This is a genomic window from Sphingobium sp. PNB (genome assembly GCF_019873065.1).
In the GTDB taxonomy this organism is placed as follows: Bacteria; Pseudomonadota; Alphaproteobacteria; order Sphingomonadales; family Sphingomonadaceae; genus Sphingobium; species Sphingobium fuliginis.
On sequence record NZ_JAINEZ010000001.1, the window covers coordinates 140,217 to 161,563 of the forward strand.

Below are 21,347 nucleotides of genomic sequence, written 5' to 3' on the forward strand. Positions count from 1 at the left end.
GCGGATGGGCGAAACCTATTTGGGCAGCGGGATCATCCGGGCGATGCTGTAGCGGGCCTGCTGGACCTGCACGCCGTCGTCCGGCTGGCCGCTGCCGACGCTCAGGCCATAATCGCCCGGTATCAGCCCGCGCTCGCCCGTGATGGTGACGAAGCTGAGGTCGCGGGGGCTCAAGGTGAATTCCACCTTCCGGGTCTCGCCGGGCTTCAGCGTCACCCGTTGGAAGCCGCGCAGGGCAAGGCGAGGCGCGCCCCCGAACCGTGGCGGCGTGATGTAGAGTTGCGCGACATCGTCGCCCGGCCGCGCGCCGGTGTTCGTGATGGCGGTGCGCACCTTCAGGCCATTCTCGACCGAACCGTTCACCGGCTCGACCGTCAGCGGGGCGTAGCGGAAGCTGGTGTAGCTGAGGCCGTGGCCGAAGGGATAGACGGGCTTCCCCCTGAAATAGCGATAGGTGCGCCCCTCCATCCTATAGTCGGTAAAGGGCGGCAGGTCAGTGACGCTCCTGTAGAAGGTGACGGGCAGTCGGCCGCCCGGATCGGCCTTGCCCGAAAGGACATTGCCGACCGCCAGCCCGCCGGATTGGCCCGGATACCAGGCTTCGACGATGGCGGCGGCATTCTCCTTCGCCCAGGACAGGTCGATGGCGCTGCCATTCATGGCGACGACGACCAGCGGCTTGCCCAGCGCCCTGGCCTTTTCCAGGAAGGCGCGCTGGTCGGCGGGCAGGTCCAGCGTCGTCTTGTCGCCGCCGTCGAATCCCTCCACCTTGACGGGCATCTCCTCGCCCTCCAGGTCGGAGGTCAGGCCGACCACGGCGACGACGACATCGGCATCCTTCGCGTCCGCTGTCAGATCCCGGTCGAGATCGTCGGTAATCCGTTTCCAGAAGATCGCCGGGCTGGCGGCGACGCCGCTCTCGCCCTGCAGGCGGATGGCGTAGCGCTCGCCCCTGGTCATGCGCACCTCGACCAGCTTCAGCGGTTCCGCCCAGCGCGAATATTCGCTGGCGGAGACGACGGGCTTGCCGTTCAGCGAGACCTCGCCCTTCACTCCGGTCAGCGCCAGCCGATAGAGGCCGGTTTCCGGCGCGACCAGATAGCCGCTCCAGCGGACCCGATGCTGGTCCGACAACTGTTTGAACTCGGCCGCCCGCGATACGATGCTGGTTTCGGTCCGCGTCAGCACCGGCCGGGTTGCAAACTGGTCCTTGCCCGTGGCGTTGAAATATTCGGCCTTGATTCCCGGCTTGCCGTCCGGCGTCAACAGCGCGGTGCCGGGGACGAGGTCGCCGTCCGTGATCGACGGGCTGAAGGGGATCACCGTCACGCTGTCCGCGCCCATGACCTGTTTCAGGCCCTCCGCGACCGAAATGGGTGGAGCGCTCTTGGCCGAGGAATAATTGCCGCGCAGCACGCGGGTCGCATCCGCCAAAGGCCCAGCCAGCGCGATTCTCGTCCCGGGCTTCAGCGGCAGGACGCCGTCATTCTTGAGCAGCACGAGGCTCTTTTCCGCGGTGCTCAGCGCCAGCGCCTGATGATCCGGCGTACCGATCGCGCTCGGGGGGATCGCGTTGGGCTTGCGGGAAGACAGGCCCGGCAGGTCGCCATTGCGGTATCGCGCGGAAAAGAGCCGGACGAGCGCGGTGTCGATGTCGCCCATGCCGATATGGCCCCGCGCCAGCGATTCCTTGTATCGATCGCCAAGGTCGGTGCGTCCGCCCAGCGTCGCATTGTTGCATTCGCTGTCGACCCCGTAGCGCAGCGCGACGGCAACGCCGGTGGCGGCGTCGGGCGCATATTTGTGATGTTCGTAAATGTCGACCACGGCGTCGCAGTCGGACACGACATAGCCCTTGAAGCCCCATGCGCCGCGTAGATAGTCCTGCAACAGCATATGACTGCCGCAGGCCGGTTGCCCGTCGACGCGGTTATAGGCGCACATGATCGACCCGGCCTTGCCCTCGACAATGGCGGCGCGGAAGGCGGGGAGGTAGGTGTCCTCCAGATCGTGCGGCGTGGCGAAGATATTGTCGGTGTGACGGCTGGGTTCGGGGCCGCTATGGACCGCGAAATGCTTGGGCGTGGCGACCACCAGAGGCAGGTCCGGATCGTCCCCCTGCATGCCCTGGACGAAGGCGACGCCGATCCGCGCCGTCAGATAGGGGTCTTCGCCATAGGTTTCCTGCCCCCGGCCCCAGCGCGGATCGCGGAAGATGTTGATGTTGGGCGACCATGTGTCGAGGCCCGTGCCGATCCGGCCGAGATGCCCGGTCTGCCGCCCCAGCCTATGCAGCGCCCGGACCTCCGTGCCGATGGTGGCGGCGACCTGCCTGATCAACGGCGCGTCGAATGTGGCGGCAAGGCCGATGGGTTCGGGAAAATTGGTCGTGGGCACCGCCCCGATCGCGCCATGAAGGGATTCGGTCCACCAGTTATAGGCCGGGATGCCGAGGCGCGGGATCGCGGGCGCGACGTTCAGAAGCTGCCCGACCTTCTCGTCCAGCGTCAGCCTGTCGACGATCTCCCGTGCCTTGCCGTCGGCTTCCGCCCATATGTCCGTGGCCTGCGCATGGACAGTTGCCGGGGTCGCGAGGCACAATATCGCGCCGGCCGCGCGCAAGGCGAAAGCGGTCTTCATGATTATCTCCCCAAGAAGCGCGCTGTTTTCAGCGTCGCCTGGTAGTTCTTGCCCTGGTCGGTGGGGCGCGGGGGATGGCACTTCCCCCGCGCCCGGCGCGCTCAATGGGCCGCGCCGTCCTTCGTCCCCTTGGCGACGAAGGGATTGATGGTCCGGATCGTGCCGTCGGGATTATAATGCAGTTCGGTCACCTTCACGTTGCGCAGGCGGGTCTGGCCCGACAACTGGCTGTCGGCATAGAACAGCCACCATTTCCCGTTCCATTCGACGATGGAATGATGGGTCGTCCATCCTTCCACCGGCTCCAGGATGCGGCTCTTGTAGGTGAAGGGACCATAGGGTGAATCGCCGATGGCATAGACCAGATAATGGGTATCCCCAGTCGAATAGCTGAAATAATATTTGCCCTTATATTTGTGCATCCACGACGCCTCGAAGAAACGGCGGTCATGGTCGCCGCCCAGCAGCGGCTTGCCCTTGTCGTCCAGGATCTGGATCGCGCGGGGCGCTTCGCTGAATTCCAGCATGTCGCCGGTCAGCTTCGCGACGCGCGGCGCCAGCGCGGGCTTGTCGTCCTGTCCCAGATCGGTCTTCGACCCATCGGGATCATATTTGCCGTCGACATTGCGCTGAAGCTGTCCGCCCCAGATGCCGCCGAAATACATATAGCTGGATCCGTCATCATCGGTGAAGACGGCGGGATCGATCGAATAGCTGCCCTTGATCGGCTGCGGCTGCGCCTTGAACGGACCCATGGGGTCCTTCGACGTGGCGACGCCGATGCGAAAGGCGCCCGCCTTGTCCTTGGCCGGGAAGTAGAGATAATAGGTGCCGTTCCTGTACGCAGCGTCCGGCGCCCACATCTGCTTGTCGGCCCAAGGCACGTCCTTCACATCCAGCGCCACCGGGCCGACCGTCACGGGGCCGCCGATCCTGTCCATCGACAGGATGCGATAGTCCCGCATCTCGAAATGGCTGCCCAGATCGTCCTCCGGCGTCGGCCCGTCGATGTCGTGGCTGGGATAGACGTAGATCTTCCCGTTCCACACATGGGCGGACGGGTCGGCGGTGTAGATGTCCGTGACCAGCGGCTGCGACAGATATTCGGATGCGTCGCGCTTCGCTTCGGCCTTCGGCTGGGCTTCGTTCGCCGGCTGCGACTGCTGGCATCCGGCGGCGAGCAACAGGGCGGCGAGCGGCAGGGCTTCCAATGCGCGCAACTTCATGGGCATGCTGATCCTCTCTGGTTATTCCCGCAACGATAGCGCTACCATTTTGCGAAGGCAATCTTGTACGACAAATTATATGGCCGTCAGACCGGTTGCAGTCCATGGGCCACGATCTTGTCGATCAGATCGCGATGGCGCGGCAGGCCGGCGCGCAGCTTCGCCGTCATGGCGGTATTTTCCCGCCGGGCGCGGTCCGCCAGATGGGCGTCGCGCGCCAGGGCGGGCCGGTCGACCTCTGTCCGGAATCCCATGCCGTAGAGCACATATTGGTAGCTCGCCGCCGGGAAGACCTCCTCCACCCGGTCGAACTCGTCGAGGAACCAGGGCGATTGGTAACGCCAGAGCAGCATCAGTTCCTTCAGACGATCGGGAATGGTCTCCTCCCGGACATTGTCGCGCCAGAAATCGCTGTCGGTGCGCTTCGTCAGCACATAATGCAGCTTCAGGAAATCGATGATCCGCCCCCAGCGATAATGGGTCGTGGCGTTGAATCGCGAAGCGATGATGTCCATCACCTCGCGGCAGGCGGGCATCTGCTCGGCGATGATCTTGGCCGACAGTTCGATGAGGACGATGGCCGACGCCTCCAGCGGTTCGAGGAAGCCCGCGGCCAGGCCCACGGCGACGCAATTGCCCTTCCAGAAGGTTTCGCGATGGCCCGAACGGATTGCGATTTTCCGCGCGCCCAGCCCTTCGGCCAGCGGACCGATATAGGCGCGCAGTTCCCGTTCCGCCTCTTCGTCGGAAATATGGTTGCTGGAATAGACATGGCCGATGCCGCGCCGGGTCGGCAGGCCGATGTCCCAGATCCAGCCCGCGCTCTGCGCCGTGGAGATGGTGTGCGACGCCATCGGGCTGTCGGACCGCTCATAGGGCACCTGCATGGCGAGCGCGGTGTCGCAGAACAGCACGTCGTTGCAGTCCCTGAACGGCACCTTCATCGCGCCTTCGATCAGCAGCGCCTTGAATCCGGTGCAGTCGACGAACAGGTCGCCCTCGATCTCGCCGGCCTGGGTGGTGCGGATGGCGCGTATGTCGCCATCCTCCTTCATCAGCACCTGCTCCACATCGGCCAGGACATGACGCACGCCCAGCTTTTCGCAGCAATGGCGTTGCAGGAAGGGCGCGAACTTGCCCGCGTCCAGATGATAGGCATAGTTGGCCAGCGCGTCATATTCGGCGGTCGCGATGGTCTTGGGTGCCAGGCCGTCGTCGCAGATGCGGCCCTGCGAACAGACGCTGTCGCAGAAACTTTCATCCCCCTCGCTCGCCAGCCAATGGGGGGCAAGGTTCACCTGCCCGAAATTCTGGGGCAGCATCAGGGGGTGGTAATAGCCGTCGTCAGGCGTTCCCGTCGTCCAGCGGGCGAAGCGCGCCCCTTGCTTGAAGGCGGCGTCGCATTCGCGGAACAGGTCGGTTTCGGAAATGCCCATGCGCGACAGGGTGGTGCGCAGCGTCGGCCATGTCCCTTCGCCCACGCCGATGATCGGCGCGTTGGGGGATTCGACCAGCGTCACGGTGAAGCCGTTGCCGATGCGGCTGCGATGGCGGGCGGCGATCACGCCGGCGGTCAGCCATCCGGCGGTCCCGCCGCCGACGATCACGATGTTGCGGACGGGATGAACCATGGCGACAGCCTTGATAGGGAAAGCGGTAACGAACGCCAAAAAGGGAGGGGATGTCAACCGACATCCCCCCAGGGCGAGACAGGTTAGAAGCGGTAACGAACGCCTGCGGTGTACCGCCGGCCATAGGCATAGACGTCAAGCAACTGGTTGCTGAACCGGCCATGGGTGCTGACCGTTTCGTTGGTGAGGTTCAGCGCCTCGCCGAAGATGGTCAGTTGCTTCGTGATGTCGAAGCTGGTGCTGAGGTCGACCTGCAACGCCTCGTTCACGAAGGTCGGTTCGGCGCCGAAGGCCGAATTGTTCTGCGCCTGGCCGAAGGCCTGCAGATATTTGTCGCGCCAGTTGACGGCGGCACGGATCTGGAAGCCGTTCTTGTCGTAGAAGCCGACGAAGTTCGCGCTGTTGGCAAGGCCGGTCACCGCGAAACCGCTTTGCGACAGGTCGGTCCTGTCATAGGGCTTGTTCGTATCGACGAAGGTGGCGTTGGCATTGAAGCCGAAGCCGCTGTCGCCGAAGACATGCTGCCATGCCAGTTCCACGCCCTTGATCGTGGCGGACGGGCCGTTGACCCGCTGCGACACGGTGAAGACGGCCGGCTGGCCCGTCGTCGGATCGACCACGCCGTTGATGGTCTGGCGCTGCGTGCCGGCAACGATGAAGTTCGACACGTCCTTGATGAAGAAGTTCACCGCCGCATAGGAGTTGCGCTGATAATACCATTCCGCCGCGAAGTCGAAATTGTCCGCGAGGAAAGGCTGCAATCTTGGATTGCCCCCGGTCGCGGTCAGCGCGCCGACGCGCTGGCCCACACCGACGTTCAGAACGGGCGTCAGAGTGTTGAGCGAAGGACGGGTCAATGTCCGCGATGCGTCGAAGCGGAGGTGGAAATTGTCCGTGACCTCCAGCTTCATATCCAGACTGGGAAGCAGATAGGAATAGCTGCTCTTCGTCGAGATCGGCTGACTTTCGGAGAAGGTGACGTTGAGGAGCGTCGGGTCGGCGGCGCTGCCCGTAAGGGCAATGGGCAGGCGACCGACGCCGCTGGACGTGAGGTTGGTGATCTCCTCGCGAACCCCCGCATTGAAGCGGAAGGGCATCCCCGCAATCTCATGTTCGAAATTCACGCTGACATAGGCGGACCAGGTTCGTTCCCTGATGTCCTGGACGCTGCCGGGATCGAGCGCGAGGTCGAAGGCTCCCGTGAAATTCGGCCCGACCGTGGGATCGGCATAGTTGAAGCCCGGGATGTTCGTCGTCTGCGGATTGCCCAGCCCTTCCAGATATTCCTGATAGGCGCGCGGATCATAGGCCAGCAGTTCCGGCGGCAGATTGCCGGAGAAGCCCGGAATCCAGTTGTTCAGGCTGATCGGACGGCCATAAAGGCTGGTCGGGATCGGCACGCCCGTATTCCGGCCCGAAGGTGTGCCGTAGCCCGCATAGGCCTGCCAGAAATTATTGGCGAAGGTGTTGCGGTTCTCCAGCCGGAAGCGGTCCTCCATATAGCGGCCGCCGAACTTCACGCGGAAGCTGTCGTCCTCCCAGGTGCCGCCGAGACGGAATTGCTTGATCTCATCGGAGTTCTTCTGGACCGACCGCACGGTGACGTGCGAACCGATGATGGTGGGATCGCTCCAGCGCGACTGATCGCCGGCCGGGCCATAGGTCGTCAGTTCGGGGAAGCTGTTCTTGCTGTCGCCGGTCACGCGGACGCCCAGCGCCGTGCCGAGCAAGCCGCCATAGCCGATGTCGCCATTCTCGCTGCCGATCCGGTTTCCGGGGTTCTGCCGGCTCTTGGCGTAGGAGGCGTCCGCTTCGAACTTCAGATTGTCGGTCGCATCCCATTTCAGGTTGACGCCGACCTGATTGGTTTCCAGCAGACGGCTGTCGCGGCCGGCCGTGAAGTCGGTCGGCGTGCCCGCCTGGATGAAATTGATCGTCGTGCCGTTCTCGTCCTGCTCCACATTGCGCAGGTCGCCCTGGTTGAACCACATGCCGAAACCGGAAATGTCGGTCACGATCTTCTGGCGCGAATAATTGTCGTCGATGGTCAGCAGCACGTCGTCCGAAGGCTGCCACTGGAAGGCGATGCGGCCGTCGATGCGTTCATCCTTGGTATAGCGCTGGTCGGCGCCATATTGCTGCTGATACCAGCCGACGACATTCTGCCGGTTGGTCGGGGTCGCCCAGGCGGCGGATTCTGGATTCGACGTCGGGGAACAGCTTGCGGCGGTGCTGCCTGCAAGCTGGCACGGCGCGAACCGGCCGCCCTGCCAACCCGAAACATAGACGCGGTTCACCTGGGTATCGCGGCGGGTATAGACCGCGTCGACAAGGATGCCCATTGTGTCGTCGGCAAAGGTGGTGCTGAACAGGCCGCCGATCGTCGGCACGATCTTGCCGGCATCGTCCTGGACCGATCCGGCCGCGCTCATCGCGACGCGGGTGCCGGGGTGATCGAAGGGCTTGGGGTAGGAGATATTGACGGTGGCGCCGATCGAACTGCTCGACAAGGAAACGTCGGGCGTCTTGAGGACTGCCAGCTGGCCCACGAAGTCCGATCCGACAGTGGTGAAGTCGACCGATCGTCCACCGGTCGCCGTCGAAATCCTGCGGCCGTCGATCAGCGTTTCGTTGAAGTCTCCGGCGAAACCGCGAACGGTGATGCCGTCCGGCTCGCCACGCGAACCGGCGCGATTGATCGATACGCCCGGCAGGCGCTGGAGCGACGCCGCGACGTTCGAATCCGGGAACTTGCCGATGTCTTCCGCGGAAATGACGTCGACGACGCCGGAAGAATCGCGCTTGATGTCGAGATTGCGCTGCAATGAGCCGCGAATACCGGTGACGATGATGTCGGCATCGCTGGCCGGCGCGGCGTCCTGGGCCGTGGCCGGAACGGCGATGGCCAGGACCAGCAGGCTTGCCGTCGCCGCAAGCGCGGCACGGCCGCGCGCCGGTTCGGCCTTGGTCATTCTATACGTCATGATCCTCCCCTTGTTCAGACAATATCTCGCCCGAACGCCGCGGCACTATTGCTGCGGCGATCATGTTTTCTTGATCAGGGTGATTTGTTCCGCTTTTCTAAGCGGATTTGATCATCCTCACCCAGGTCTTCTTTTTTTCTGCTGAAAATGGTAGCGCTATCTAAACGCGCGATCAAGCGGAATTGTAGGCGTAATCATTATCCGCCAGGATGCAGCCTCCGCATGGGGAAAAAGCCGGCCGAAGCGGCAAGCCGAGCGGCCGTCAACAAGGTGGGAGAGGATATGGAAGAGGTGGAACTGCTGAACAGCGAACTGCACGCAACCTTGCGGATGCGGCCCGCGAACGAGGGACGCGATCCCTTCGTCCGCATCGTGGTCGGCGAATTTGCGGCTGCGGCTGCTGCCTGTCCCCTGTTGTTTTCCAAACATGCGGAGACGGGCGCTTTCTATGCCGGGGCGCTGATGGGCTTCAAAAGAGGGGAATGCCTGATCGATTCGCCCGACCGCCGACCGGCCTTCCGGCCGCTGGAGGCAGATCGCGAGGGCTTCTTCGCTCTGGGGGAGAGCATCGCCTTCGATCCCGCTCATGACCGTTTTGCCGGGCGGGAGGGCGAATCGCTGTTCGATGCGCAGGGCGCGCCGACGGCATCGCTGAAGGCCGTGCAGAATGCCTTGGGCCGCCTGATGGCAGGGGCCGCGGATACCGACGCCTTCATCGCGGAGATGCTGGCCCATCGCCTGATCGAGCCGATCGACATCTCTCTCAACTTCGATGATGGGGAAAGGCTGCGACTCGACGGGCTTTACACGATCAGTCTGGATACGCTTGGCGATCTGGACGATGCGACGGTGCTCAAGCTGTTCCGGGCGGGGCATCTGCAAAGCGCCTATGCCATGATCGGCTCGCTCCGGCACATCGCGCTGATGGCGCGCCGCCGCAATGAACGGCTGGCGGTGCCGGCCTGAACATGGGCGACGCCAGCCCCGTGATCGAGGCGTTCGCGGCGGCCGATATGACGGCGGCTGACGATCTGCGCGCATTCGCTGCCCTGTGCCGACCCGCGGTGATCCGCGGGCGGTTCAACAACTGGCCGGCAGTGGCGGCTGGCGGGCAGGGCGGGACGGCGGCGCTGCACTATGTCGCCCGATTCGCCGCCAGTTCGAGCGCCGAATATTTTACCGCGGGCGCCGAGCTTGGCGGACGTTATCATTATGGCGACGGCCCCGGCGGCTTCAACTTCACGCGGGAAACGGCCAGTATCGGCGATGCGCTGGGCCGGATCGCCGCCAATGCCGAAAGCGGGAGCGAAACCGCCTATCTGGGATCGCTGCCCGCCGATTCCCATTTTCCCGGTTTCGCAGAGGAGAATCCCTGCAATTTGGTGGGCGCTGGCGTTCATCCGCGCCTCTGGATCGGCAACCGGTCGACGGTCGCCTGTCATTATGACAGTTACGACAATCTCGCCTGCGTGGTGGCGGGACGGCGGCGCTTCACCCTTTATCCGCCGGACGCCATCGGGGATCTTTATGTCGGACCGGTGGACCATACCCTGTCCGGCCAGCCCGTTTCCATGGCGGCGGGCGCACCCGATGGAGCGGCGACCTATCCCCGTTTCGCGGCCGCGCGGGCAAGGGCCCTCGTCGTCGATCTCGCTCCGGGCGACGCGCTCTATCTGCCCAAGCTCTGGTGGCATCAGGTAGAGGCGCTCGACGACGTCAACATCCTCGTGAATTATTGGTGGGACGGGTTCGCGGCGGGCCCCGATTCGCCCTATGCGGCGATGCTGCTGGCGATGATCGCCCTGGCCGAGCGGCCCGAGCGTGAGCGCGCCGCGTGGCGCGCCTATTTCGATCATTACGTCTTCCGGCCGAACGGCCATCCGCTGGCGCATCTGCCGGAGGAGCGGCATGGCGTCCTGGGGCCGCTGGCGAAGGGCAATTATGGCCGTATCCGGACATTGGTCATGCGGATGCTGCGGGGCGCCTGAGCCTGGAAGACAGGAGCTTGAAGACAAATGACATGCGATGGAAAGGGGATGATGTGAAGAAGATGATCATGGCCGCGATGGTCGGATCGGCATTGGCGATGAGCGCCGCGCCCGGCGGGACGCAGGTGGCGACGGGCGGACCGCCGGCGGTGGCAGGCGCGAAGGCCGTGACCGTGGAGCGGATCAAGGTGCATGCGCCGTCCATCGAAGGCAATCTGGAGGGGGAGGCGGCCGACCGCGACGTCCTGGTCCTGTTGCCGCCCAGCTATGGCCGCGAATTGGGCCGGCGCTATCCCGTCATCTATGCGCTGCACGGTTATTCCATCGGGGCGGAACAATGGACGAAGGAAATCCATGTCCCGACGACTGTGCAGAATGCCTTTGCGAAGGGCTCGCGGGAGATGATCCTGGTGCTGCCCGATTCGAAGACTGTCCATAATGGGTCGATGTATTCGGGATCAATGACGACGGGAGACTTCGAAACCTTCATAGCGCGTGATCTGGTCCACTATATCGACACCCATTACCGCACCATCCCCCGCCGCGAAAGTCGCGGCCTTGCTGGACACAGCATGGGCGGTTACGGCACCAGCCGCATCGGCATGAAACATGCCGACATGTTCGGCGCCCTTTACATGATGAGCCCCTGTTGCCTGTCCCCGCGCAGCGCCGGGCAGATGGACGCGGCAGCGTTGAAGGCGCTGGAGGCGGTGAAGACTCCTGCCGATTCGGCTGCCTTGCCTTTCCTCCTCAGGGCGCAGCTTGCGACCGCCGCGGCCTGGTCCCCCAATCCCGGGAACCCGCCGCTCTATCTGGACCTGCCGGTCAAGGACGGCCAGGTGCAGCCGCAGGTTCTCGCCCGCTGGGCGGCCAATGCGCCCCTGGCCTTCGTCGACCAATATATCGGCAATCTGCGCCGCTACAGGGCGATTGCCATCGATGTGGGCGACAAGGACGGGCTGAAGGACGACGCACGGGCGCTTCACGAAGCACTCGACCGCTATGGCATCGCCAACAGCTTCGAAATCTACGACGGCGATCATACGAACCGGGTCGCATGGCGTTTTCAGGACAAGCTGATCCCGTTCTTCGCCAGCCATCTCGATTTCGGAACGGCGAAATAGGCGCCTTTCAGTGGTAGCGATAACAAATCCGGTTGCCGCCGGAGGAAAATGGATTATCCCTGCGCGTGACGGCCCGGGACAGGGCCGACAGGACAGGGAGGAGCGAACGGCCTATGTTTTCCCGCAACATCATCTGGCACTTGGGTTTGACCGTCAGTCTGGTCGCGCTGAGCGCGGCTCCGGCGTTGGCCGCGCCGCGCTTCGACCCCATGTTCGGCGATCATGCCGTCATCCAGCGCGATCATCCGGTGACGGTGACGGGCAGGGCCGATCCCGGCGAAGCCGTCTCGGTCACGCTGGCGGGTGAGGTCCGGCAGGTCCGCGCCGACGGCGAAGGCCGTTTCGCGGTGCAGTTCGGCCCGCTCGTCACCGCAGGACCGGTGACGCTGGAGGCCCGCGCTCCCTCGGGCAGCGCGGTCGCGCAGGATGTGGCGGTGGGCGACGTCTTCCTCTGTTCGGGCCAGTCGAACATGGAGCTGGAGGTCCGCAATGCGCAGGATGCGGTGGGCCAGATCCGCGCTTCGGCCGATGACCGATTGCGCCTGATGCTGGTGCCGCGCGCTGTGGCGGACGATCCGTTGCGCGACTTCCGGCAGGCGCCGTCCTGGCGCCCGGCCGGACCGGACAGCGTGGCCGATTTCTCAGCCGCCTGCTATTATATGGCGCGGGAATTGCGGAAGACGGCCGGCGTGCCGATCGGCGCCATCGCCAGCAGTTGGGGCGGATCGCGGATCAGCCCGTGGATGGGCGCGCGGGCGCAGGCGGCGGTCGGACAGGCGGCGCAATCGGCGCTCGTATCGCTGCATGGGCGCGATCCCTTTGCGGCGGAGCGGGCGGCCAGCGCCGAATGGGAAAAATGGTGGCGCAAGGAAACCGGGGATGCCGCCGGCAAGGAACCCTGGCAGCCGGACAGCAGCATCGCATGGCAGGACGTGCCCAGCATAGGCCCTTGGGAACAATGGGGCGTTCCCGCGCTGGCCGACTATAATGGCATGGTCTGGTTCCGCAGGGAGATCGAACTGACGGCGGCGCAGGCGAAGCAGGCGGCCACCCTCTCCCTCGGACTGCTGGACGATGTCGGCCGGCTGTGGATCAATGGCAAGCCGGTGGCGATGAGCGCCCGAAGCTGGCAGCCGAGCATGTTCGACGTGCCCCCCGGCGTGCTGAAGCCGGGACGCAATGTGCTGATCGTCAATGTGCAGGACAACTATGCCAATGGCGGCTTGTCCGGCCCGGCGGACGTCATGAAACTGGGGCTTGGGCAGGGGCAGGGCGGGGACCTGCCGCTGGGCGACGGCTGGCGCTATGCGGTGCCGGCCAGGTCGCCGGCGGGCGCGCCGCGCGTGCCGTGGGGCGACACGACCGGTTCGGGCACGCTCTACAACGGCATGATCGCGCCGCTGGGGTCGATAGGGTTGAAAGGCGTCGCCTGGTATCAGGGCGAATCGGACGTCGACCTGCCCGGCTATGCCGACCGCATGAAGGCGATGATGGAGGATTGGCGGCGGCAGTTCGGTTCGCCCGACCTCGCTTTCGTCGCGGTCCAGCTTGCCGCTTACGGCGCGCCGGTGACGCAGCCGGGGGAAAGCGGCTGGGCGGCGATGCGCCAGGTGCAATATCAGGCGATGGCGCGGGATGCGCATGGCGGCCTCGCCACGGCCATCGACCTGGGCGACCCGTTCGACATCCATCCGGGCGAAAAGCAGGAGGTCGGCCGCCGCCTGGCACGGGCGATGCGCGCCGTCGCCTATGGCGATCCGGTGTCGCGCACCGGCCCGCAGGCGGCGCGGGCGGTGGCGACGACGGACGGCGGCGCGGCGGTCGAGTTCACCGGGCTGACCGGCGGGCTGCATATGCGCAGCGCCAGTCAGGCCATCGGCTTCGAACTGTGCGGAGCAGCGGCCGGAAGCTGCCGTTTCGTACCCGGCCGGGTGGAAGGCACGCGCATCGTGCTGGCGGGCGACGGCCTGCCGGCGACGCGCGTGCGCTATGCCTGGGCGGAATCGCCGGTCATCAACCTTTATGACGAAGCGCCGCTGCCGGTCGGATCGTTCGAGCTGCCGATCACGCGGTAACGGATGGAGGGGGGATCAGCGCAGCAATGCTGCATCCCCCCAGCTCACCGGAACGGCATTGCCCTTCGCGCCGTCGGCGCGGGCGACCAGTTCCAGCAGCTTGATCCCCTTCACATCCGCGGCGATCGCCTGGGCCGGCGCGCCCCGGCGCATCGGCGGCGTGCTGGCGAGCGGCTTGCCGTCGCCATAGAGGAAGAAGCGCACCGCCTGATCCCCGTCGAGCGCGCTGTCGTCCACGCCGACCTGCGCCGCAAAGCGGGCGAAGCCGGCGTTGCGCACTTCAAGCCGGCTGTTGGCCAAAATGCCTATGCCCGAGCCATAGGTTCTGCCCGCGATGACGAGCGGCTGGTTATAGGGGGTGAAGTCCGCCATCGCGCCGCCCCAGCCGGCATACATCGGCCGCTCCCCGATCCCGCGCGTGCCGCGCCAGTTGGGGATCGAGCGATAGATGGTGGGATCGGGTTCGGGCTGCACCACGCCGTCCGCCGCCGGATTCACCATGCCGGGCTGTTCGGACAGGTAGAGGCCGCCGGCCAGCGTCCGGTCGCCCCTTGCGCGGAACACGACCGTTTCGCGGGGAGCGACGCGCAGCTTCATGTCATGCGTGAAGCTGCTCTTCTCCCCCGTCCAGAGATTGGCGAGCGCGATCGGGTGGTCGGCGCGGAACTTCAGGTGATCGGCGGTCAGGATCGCGTCCACCGGCGCAAGGCCGCGATTGAAGAGCGCGACCGCCTTGTCCCCGTTGGCCAGCGTCTTGACGAGAATCTGGAAGCCGTCCGCGTCGAAAGCCATGACCGCCTGATTGCCGGCCGGGTCCTGGTTGAGCGCGATGATGTTGGCATTGCCGAAAATGTCGATCAGCGGCTGCGGCGTGACGCGCAGGTCCGCGCCGATCAGCAGCGGCGCGTTCATCATCGCCCATAGCGAGAAATGCGACTTCGCCTCGATCAGGTGGTTCGCGTCGAAATCGCCCTTGCCGATGAAGAGCATGTCGGGATCGTTCCAGCTTCCCGGATGCGCGTATAGGGCACGGCGGGCGGCGCTGTCGTAATTGGTGAGCATTCGTCCCCAGTCCGGCGAAATGTCGTCGCTGGTGCGCGAGATGTTGCCGACATCCTTGCCCCAGCTCCGGACATTGGCGCTGCCCCAGATGCAGAGCGAGAGCATATAGTCGCCATCGGGATTATATCGGGCGAGCGACTGGTTGATGTCGGCGAACAGCGCCTTGACCGCCGGGATGTTCGACCGGCTGATGCTGTGCTGGTCGATCAGCGGCGCCAGGGCGCGATATTGCCCGCTCTTCACCCGCTCGGCGTCGGCGGCGTAGGCGCGGATGCCGCAGCCGTCGACCTTGATCGCGTCGAAGCCCCAGTCGGCGAAGAAGAGGCGGATATCCTGGTCGGTATGGCCGTAAAGGCCGACTTCGCGTTCTGCGACGCTGCCCTCGGGAAGCTGCTCGCTGCCATCGGCATAGGCTTGCGAGCAGATATTGCGGCCGAGGTCGGAATAGATGCCGGCCTTGAACCCCATGGCGTGCAGCCTGTCGGTCAGCGGGCGGAAGCTGGGATCGCCCTTGACCCGCGCGGAGGGGAATTTGTCGGTGCGGATCATCAGCTTGCCGTCGCTCACCCGGCGCCTGATCCACCAGCCATCGTCGATGTTGATGTAACGATAGCCCTTCTGCGCGAGGCCGGTGTCGCGGATACGTTCAGCCGAGCCCATCAGCTTTTCCTCGTCCACATGGGTGAAGAAGGCGTTCCAGCTGTTCCAGCCCATGGGCGGCACCTGCGCGCTGCCCGCCCGATAGGCGGACCAGCGGCCGGTGGGGGCGAGCGGGTCAGCGGTCTGCACCGGCGACTGCGCGGAAAGCGCGGTGCCGGCGCACAGCGCCACGGTCGGCAGGAGGAAACGGCGCAGGGTCATGCAAAATCCTTGAGCGTCAATGTGACCGGCAGGCCGGCCTTGAAGGTGAGGGGGCGGCTCTTCGTCCCGAGGCGGATGGTGCGATGCCCGCTGAGTTCGGGGCGCATGATGGCCCGGTCCAGCCGCCCATCGCGCCAGTGGAGATCGATGCCGCAGCGGCCCCGCGCCCGCAGGCCGGTGACGCCGCCGGCGGGCCAGGCCGCGGGCAGCGCGGGCAGCAGGTCGATGACGTCGCCATGGCTGCCCATCAGCATTTCGACGATCCCAGCCGCGCCGCCGAAATTGCCATCGATCTGGAATGGCGGGTGGGCGTCGAACATATTGGGATAGGTGCGCTCCGGCCCCAGCAGGAAGCGCAATATCTCATGCGCATGATCGCCCTCGCGCAGGCGCGCCCAGAGGTTGATGCGCCAGGCGGTCGCCCAGCCGGTCGCACGGTCGCCGCGGATTTCCAGCGTGCGGCGCGCGGCGGCGGCGAGCGCGGGGGTGCCGTCCGGCGTGATCTGGCGCGAGGGGTGCAGGCCGTAAAGATGAGAGACGTGGCGGTGATTCTGTTCGGGCGCGTCGGCGTCCCAATCCTGCTGCCACTCCTGGAGCTGGCCCTGCCGCCCGATCCTGTAGGGGGCGAGCCCGTCGTGCGCGGCCTGCATTTCGCTGACAAGGGCGGCGTCCTGGCCGAGGATCTTCGCGGCCTCCATCGTCCGGGAGAAGAGGTCGCGCAGGATCGCCATGTCCATCGTCGGCCCGGCGCAGACGGTGCCGCCGTGGCCGTGCGGGTTTTCGGGGCTCATCGACGGATTGGTGACGAGGAAGCCGGTCGCCGGATCGCGCTGGAGCGTGTCGAGGAAGAAGCGCGCCGCGCCCGTCAGCAGCGGGTAGATGGACGCAAGATAGGCGCGATCGCGGCCATAGTCATAATGATCCCACAAATGGACGCAGAGCCACGCCCCGCCGGTCGGCCACAGGCCGAACTGCGCACCGTCGATCGGCGCGGTGGCGCGCCAGAGGTCCGTATTGTGATGCGCCACCCAGCCGCGCGCGCCATACATGGTCCGGGCGGTGCGCGCGCCCGTGACGGCGAGTTCGCGCACCATCTCCACCAGCGGCTCGACACATTCGCCGAGCGCGACCGGCTCGGCTGGCCAGTAATTCATCTCGGTATTGATGTTGATCGTATATTTGGAGCCCCAGGGAGGATTGAGGCTGTCGTTCCAGAGCCCCTGCAGGTTTGCGGGCTGACCGCCGGGGCGCGACGAACAGATCAGCAGGTAGCGGGCATAGTGGAAATAGAGCGCGGCGAGCGCGGGATCGTCGCTGGTCTGCGATGCGGCGATGCGCCGGTCGGTCGGAAGCTGGGCGGCCGGCGACGTGCCAAGGTCCAGGCTGACGCGGCGGAACAGCCGCCGGTGCGCGGCGGCGGCATCCGCGGCGATGGTCGCGAAGGAGCGGTCTTGCGCACGGCCAAGCGTCGCGGCGGTGCCGGCGACGGGATCGCCGCCGACATCGTCGAACCGCCTGAAGCTGGTCGCCATGGTCAGGAACAGAGTGACCGACTTCGCGCCCCGGATGCTGAGGCGGCCGTCTGCGCCGTGGGCGGCGCTGCCGCCCTCCACGCGGGCGGTCAGGCGGGCGGCGAAGCGGAGCTTGCCCTCCATCCCCTTGGACGCGCCGTTGCGGCCGGTGAGCAGCAGGCCGGTGGCGCCGTCCGCAGCGACCTGAACGCCGCTCTGGGAGGAGCGGAGGGAAATGTCGACGTCGAGCCTGCCGGTCGAGGAGAGGCGGACGGCAATCAGATTGTCGGCGGGGGAGGCGACCACCTGACGGACATGGGCGGCGGCGCCGGCGGTGAAGCGGGTGGTCGCCATCGCGCTGTCCAGATCGAGTTCGCGGTGATAGGCGGCCGCCTGCCCGACGTCCGGAAAATCGAGGATCAGGTCGCCCAGCGTCTGATAGGGCATTTGCGCCAGCGGCTTTGCCATCAGCGTCTTGTTGGCCAGCGCTTCGGCCTCCGCGATCCTGCCCGCGAAAATGAGTTCGCGCACCTGGGGCAGGTTCGCCTTCGCCTCCGGATTGACCGGATCATAGGGCTGGCCGGCCCAGAGCGTGCCTTCGTTGAGTTGCAGCCTTTCCCGCGCCACCCCGCCGAACACCATCGCGCCAAGGCGTCCGTTCCCGATCGGGAGCGCTTCCGTCCACGTCGCGGCGGGCTGCCGATACCAGAGCGTCAGCGGATGCGGCGCTGCGGGTGCGGCGTCTGCCGGCCGGGCAGCGGCGAGCGCGGCGGTGCCGGCGGCCATCGCCATCATGGTTTCACGACGGCTGAGGCTCATGGACGCACGCCCTGCGGAAGCGGCATGAGGGTGAAGCTGTCGACATCGAGATAGCCGCCGGCCGGCGCGGGATTATAGCAGGAAAGCGCGATCTGCTGCCCCTGGAAGGTGCCGGTGCGCCAGTCGAAGGCGAGCGGGAAGCTGCCGCCCACCTCCGCCCATTTCCGGTTGTCGAGGCTGTAGGCGACACGGCCCAGCTTCGCGTCGAAATCCATGTCGGTGCGCAGCCAGAGCGTGCGGCCGGCAATGGACAGGGACGGGACGCGCACCTCTGTCTTCGGCCCGTCCATGGTGCTTTCGGTCAGCATCATGCGCAGCGCCTTCGCACCCCCTGCGCCGCCGATAACCGAGAGTTGGGCGCTATATTTGCCGAAGCTGCCAAGGCCGCAAATGTCGCCCGGCCTGATGCCCGTCGTGTCGAGCTTCGTCACGGCGCGCATCCTTGGCCCCTGCGCCTTCTGCGTCAGCGTGTTGCGCGCGGTCCAGATGCCGTCGGCCTGCGTGGCGTGGAGGCGGAGGAAGCCGGGGCGCTGCGTTAGCGACCACTTGCTGTCGTCAGGATTATGATTCCACTGCCATTGCAGCCCGAGCTTCGATGCGGAGAAATCGTCCGAGGCGGGCGGTTCGGCAAAGGCATGGCCCTTGATCGGCTTGGGCGATCGTTCGGGAACGTGATCGGGCCTGTCGGGCGTGCCCCACCAGGGCCAGTCGTCCTTCCAGAAGATCGGGCTGATGTTGGTCATGCGCCCGATCGCGCCGGCATCCACCATGACGAAGCCGTACCAGCTCCCGTCGGGCATATCCACGATCGCGCCCTGATGACCGCCGGTCCTGTCGTCGATCGATGGCTTGGTTTCCCACGGTCCCCACAGGCTGCGCGAGCGGGAGACGGTCATCGCCAGCTTGCCGGGAATGGCATTGAACAAATAGTACCAGCCATTGTGGCGGATGATCTTCGATCCTTCCGCGCCCTTGTTGTAATAGGTGACCTTCGCGGCGGTGACGGCGCTCAAATCCTTGTTGAGCGTCAACAGCGTCACCGTGCCGTCGCTGCCGATCGAGGTACCGAGATAGGCCGTTCCGTCGGCATCGATGAACAGCGCGGGGTCGAAGGCTTCGCGGTCGATCTCCCGATACGTCCACGGACCTTCGATCGTCGCCGATCGATAGATGCGGGTCCTGTGCCCGACCGGCGTGACCGCCAGATAGAACATGCCATTGTGGCGGCGCAGGCTGGCGGCATAGAAACCATGGCGATAGTCGCCGCCGTCCCTCAGGTCATAGCGCGGGTCGCCATCGAGCCGGTCGACCACATGGCTGACGATCCGCCAGTTCACCAGATCCTTCGAGTGAAGGATGGTGACGCCGGGGGAGTTTGCGAAGGTCGTGGAGACGAAATAGAAATCCTCGCCAACGCGGATGATGTCGGGATCGGGATAGTCGGCGAAGAGGACGGGATTGCGATATGTGCCGTCGCCCTGATCGGCGCGCCAGACCTGCGCGGGCGCGGCAAGGGAGAGGCTGGCGGCCAGCGCGACGGCGACGGGGCGGAGCATGGCGCGCTTCCTCATGGGGCGGGCGTGTAGTGATAGGGGCCGACAACCGTGCCCACGAAGCCCCCGGCCTTCCGGGTGCTGAGCAGCGTGGCGTCCACCCCCTGCTTCAGCGTCCGGGTCTTGCCGCCGGCGCCATAATCGAACGCCATCGTCCCGCCGGTCACGCGCATGGTCAGGGTCACGGGTCCGTTCGTGGCGACGGGGGCAGAGGCGACCAGCGTGTCGGCGTCGGCCGCATCGCGGGTGTAGAGCGCGACGACGGGCTGGTCGGCGATGCGGGTCAGGCCGAAGAAGAGGTTGCTGCGGTCGCTCTGCACGGCGGCCAGCCCGGCGCGGTCGCCGTCCTTGACCGGCGTGTAGCGCAGCGTGGTGGAGAAGGTGGCATTGGCATGCTGCTGCCGCCGCCCGATGAAGGCAGGGACGCCGTTCAGGTCCCCGATGGCCGCCCCGCTCTCCAGTTCCAGCGCGCCGTCCCTGATCCGGTAGAAGGGCTTGTGCGGGGTGCGAATGCCGATCCACTGCATGGGCAGGCGCGTGCCGTTGAAATCCTCGACATAGGAAAAGTCGCCGCTCGTCGGGATCGCCGGCCTGGGCTGCGGCGGAAGGTCGGGGCGCTTCGCCGCATGGGGGATCGCCTGACCGCGCGGCAGGATGATCGGCCAGCCGTCCTTCCATGTCACCGGCAGCAGGAAGGTTTCGCGGCCGATATTGTAATGGTCGTCGCCATCATAGGGGCGCACGGCGAGGAAGGTCGCCCACCAGTCGCCCCTCTGCGTCTCCACCAGTTGGGCGTGACCGGCCGATCCGATGAAGTTCGACCGCGCGGGGTCAAGATCGCGCTGGGTGAGGATCGGGTTCCCCTCATAGGGCGTGTAGGGGCCGCGCAGATCCTTCGAACGGAACACGACCTGCGAATGGTTGACGCTGGTGCCGCCTTCGGCCGCGGTCAGATAATAATAGCCGTCCTTCCTGAAGATATGCGGCCCTTCGATCCAGACCGGCTTTTTGCTGATGTCGACGCCGCCGTTGATGAGTTGCGTGCTTTCCCCGACCATCTTGCCGGCGCGCCAGTCATATTCCTGAATCCAGATGGCGCGGTGCCCGTCATAGCGGGGCGGTTCGTTGGGCGCGCGGTTGTTGACGATATAGGCCTTGTCCCCCTCCCAGTAGATGGAGGGGTCGATCCCTTCGAACGGCAGCCATATGGGGTTTGACCAGGGGCCGGCGGGGTCCTTCGCCGTGATGATGAAATTGCCCCTGCATTCGACGCAGGTGTTGACGATGTAGAAAGTGCCCTCGTGCCAGCTGATGGCCGGCGCGAATACGGCCTGCGAAATGCGGCGACCGTTGAAGTCGAGCTGTTCCGGCCGGTCGATCGCATTGCCGATCTGCGTCCAGTTGACGAGGTCTTTCGACCTGAAGATCGGCAGGCCCGGATAATGGGCGAAGGAGGAGTTGACGAGATAATAGTCGTCCCCCACGCGCATGACCGATGGATCGGGATAATAGCCGGTGAGGATCGGATTGCGATATTCACCCGGCTTGACCGCGATCTTCTCGATCGACTTTCCTTCATAGGCAAAGCGATCGAACCGCGCGGGCGCCGCCTCGGCGGTGGCGGCGCCCAGCATGAGCAGGGAAAAGGACAGCAGCGCAGAAGGAAGGGGTAAAAGGCCTAGAGCCAATCGACATTCAGCCCTGACGGCCTGCAAATGACGCTTTTCCGTGCTTCCGGTGCTCACATACCTCGAGTATGCTGCGCGGCGGGTCACGGAAAACCACCATTTTCGGCTCGTCATCATCTGAATGTCGATTGGCCCTAAGGTCCGGTGCGTCACGATCAATCTCTCCTGGAAGTGCCGACCATCCC

General features: G+C 65.5%; 12 protein-coding genes. 4 read left to right on the forward strand and 8 right to left on the reverse strand.

The window, feature by feature from the left end:
- Positions 1-15: 15 nt before the first annotated feature.
- The 4 genes from K7W03_RS00595 to K7W03_RS00610 form a co-directional block, all read right to left on the reverse strand.
- A complete protein-coding gene (locus K7W03_RS00595) occupies positions 16-2,640 on the reverse strand; it encodes a glycoside hydrolase family 3 C-terminal domain-containing protein (RefSeq protein WP_222885219.1) in 2,625 nt (874 codons plus the stop codon).
- Between the two features lie 101 nt (positions 2,641-2,741).
- Positions 2,742-3,872 carry a glycoside hydrolase family 43 protein gene (locus K7W03_RS00600; RefSeq protein ID WP_222885220.1) on the reverse strand — a complete coding sequence of 377 codons (1,131 nt, stop codon included), beginning with the start codon at positions 3,870-3,872 and terminating at the stop codon, positions 2,742-2,744.
- 80 nt (positions 3,873-3,952) lie between these two features.
- Positions 3,953-5,497 carry a tryptophan halogenase family protein gene (locus K7W03_RS00605; protein WP_222885221.1) on the reverse strand — a complete coding sequence of 515 codons (1,545 nt, stop codon included), beginning with the start codon at positions 5,495-5,497 and terminating at the stop codon, positions 3,953-3,955.
- A gap of 83 nt (positions 5,498-5,580) precedes the next feature.
- The gene (locus K7W03_RS00610; RefSeq protein WP_222885243.1) at positions 5,581-8,469 is read right to left on the reverse strand and encodes a TonB-dependent receptor; all 2,889 of its coding nucleotides are present in this window, start codon (positions 8,467-8,469) and stop codon (positions 5,581-5,583) included.
- Positions 8,470-8,703: 234 nt separating this feature from the next.
- On the opposite strand from K7W03_RS00610, the gene K7W03_RS00615 reads away from it, so the two are divergent.
- The 4 genes from K7W03_RS00615 (at position 8,704) to K7W03_RS00630 (ending at position 13,668) form a co-directional block, all read left to right on the forward strand.
- Positions 8,704-9,447 carry a SapC family protein gene (locus tag K7W03_RS00615; protein ID WP_226869585.1) on the forward strand — a complete coding sequence of 248 codons (744 nt, stop codon included), beginning with the start codon at positions 8,704-8,706 and terminating at the stop codon, positions 9,445-9,447.
- Between the two features lie 2 nt (positions 9,448-9,449).
- Positions 9,450-10,469: a cupin-like domain-containing protein gene (locus K7W03_RS00620; protein ID WP_222885222.1), complete on the forward strand. Its 1,020-nt coding sequence runs from the start codon at positions 9,450-9,452 to the stop codon at positions 10,467-10,469.
- A gap of 62 nt (positions 10,470-10,531) precedes the next feature.
- Positions 10,532-11,593, forward strand: a complete 1,062-nt coding sequence (locus K7W03_RS00625; RefSeq protein WP_226869592.1) for an alpha/beta hydrolase — start codon at positions 10,532-10,534, stop codon at positions 11,591-11,593.
- 113 nt (positions 11,594-11,706) lie between these two features.
- Complete coding sequence (locus K7W03_RS00630) at positions 11,707-13,668, forward strand: sialate O-acetylesterase (RefSeq protein ID WP_222885223.1); 1,962 nt, start codon at positions 11,707-11,709, stop codon at positions 13,666-13,668.
- A gap of 15 nt (positions 13,669-13,683) precedes the next feature.
- On the opposite strand, the gene K7W03_RS00635 is transcribed toward K7W03_RS00630, so the two are convergent.
- The 4 genes from K7W03_RS00635 to K7W03_RS00650 are packed head-to-tail and all read right to left on the reverse strand — an operon-like array spanning position 13,684 to position 21,108.
- Positions 13,684-15,591, reverse strand: a complete 1,908-nt coding sequence (locus K7W03_RS00635) for an NPCBM/NEW2 domain-containing protein (protein WP_222885224.1) — start codon at positions 15,589-15,591, stop codon at positions 13,684-13,686.
- Complete coding sequence (locus K7W03_RS00640; protein WP_222885225.1) at positions 15,588-17,921, reverse strand: glycosyl hydrolase family 95 catalytic domain-containing protein; 2,334 nt, start codon at positions 17,919-17,921, stop codon at positions 15,588-15,590. Before K7W03_RS00640 ends, K7W03_RS00635 begins: the two co-directional genes overlap by 4 nt.
- Positions 17,918-19,477: a glycoside hydrolase 43 family protein gene (locus tag K7W03_RS00645; protein WP_222885226.1), complete on the reverse strand. Its 1,560-nt coding sequence runs from the start codon at positions 19,475-19,477 to the stop codon at positions 17,918-17,920. Before K7W03_RS00645 ends, K7W03_RS00640 begins: the two co-directional genes overlap by 4 nt.
- Positions 19,478-19,488: 11 nt before the next feature.
- Positions 19,489-21,108 (reverse strand): glycoside hydrolase family 43 protein, encoded by a 1,620-nt coding sequence (locus K7W03_RS00650; RefSeq protein WP_222885246.1) that lies wholly within the window; start codon positions 21,106-21,108, stop codon positions 19,489-19,491.
- Between the last annotated feature and the right edge of the window lie 239 nt (positions 21,109-21,347).

What these genes read in the sequence shown, in the direction of transcription:
- K7W03_RS00595 (WP_222885219.1), bottom strand. Translation starts at nt 2,640, where the DNA reads ATGAAGACCGCTTTCGCCTTGCGCGCGGCCGGCGCGATATTGTGCCTC.
- K7W03_RS00600 (WP_222885220.1), bottom strand. Translation starts at nt 3,872, where the DNA reads ATGCCCATGAAGTTGCGCGCATTGGAAGCCCTGCCGCTCGCCGCCCTG.
- K7W03_RS00605 (WP_222885221.1), bottom strand. Translation starts at nt 5,497, where the DNA reads ATGGTTCATCCCGTCCGCAACATCGTGATCGTCGGCGGCGGGACCGCC.
- K7W03_RS00610 (WP_222885243.1), bottom strand. Translation starts at nt 8,469, where the DNA reads ATGACCAAGGCCGAACCGGCGCGCGGCCGTGCCGCGCTTGCGGCGACG.
- K7W03_RS00615 (WP_226869585.1), top strand. Translation starts at nt 8,704, where the DNA reads ATGGGGAAAAAGCCGGCCGAAGCGGCAAGCCGAGCGGCCGTCAACAAG.
- K7W03_RS00620 (WP_222885222.1), top strand. Translation starts at nt 9,450, where the DNA reads ATGGGCGACGCCAGCCCCGTGATCGAGGCGTTCGCGGCGGCCGATATG.
- K7W03_RS00625 (WP_226869592.1), top strand. Translation starts at nt 10,532, where the DNA reads ATGATCATGGCCGCGATGGTCGGATCGGCATTGGCGATGAGCGCCGCG.
- K7W03_RS00630 (WP_222885223.1), top strand. Translation starts at nt 11,707, where the DNA reads ATGTTTTCCCGCAACATCATCTGGCACTTGGGTTTGACCGTCAGTCTG.
- K7W03_RS00635 (WP_222885224.1), bottom strand. Translation starts at nt 15,591, where the DNA reads ATGACCCTGCGCCGTTTCCTCCTGCCGACCGTGGCGCTGTGCGCCGGC.
- K7W03_RS00640 (WP_222885225.1), bottom strand. Translation starts at nt 17,921, where the DNA reads ATGAGCCTCAGCCGTCGTGAAACCATGATGGCGATGGCCGCCGGCACC.
- K7W03_RS00645 (WP_222885226.1), bottom strand. Translation starts at nt 19,477, where the DNA reads ATGCTCCGCCCCGTCGCCGTCGCGCTGGCCGCCAGCCTCTCCCTTGCC.
- K7W03_RS00650 (WP_222885246.1), bottom strand. Translation starts at nt 21,108, where the DNA reads ATGCTGGGCGCCGCCACCGCCGAGGCGGCGCCCGCGCGGTTCGATCGC.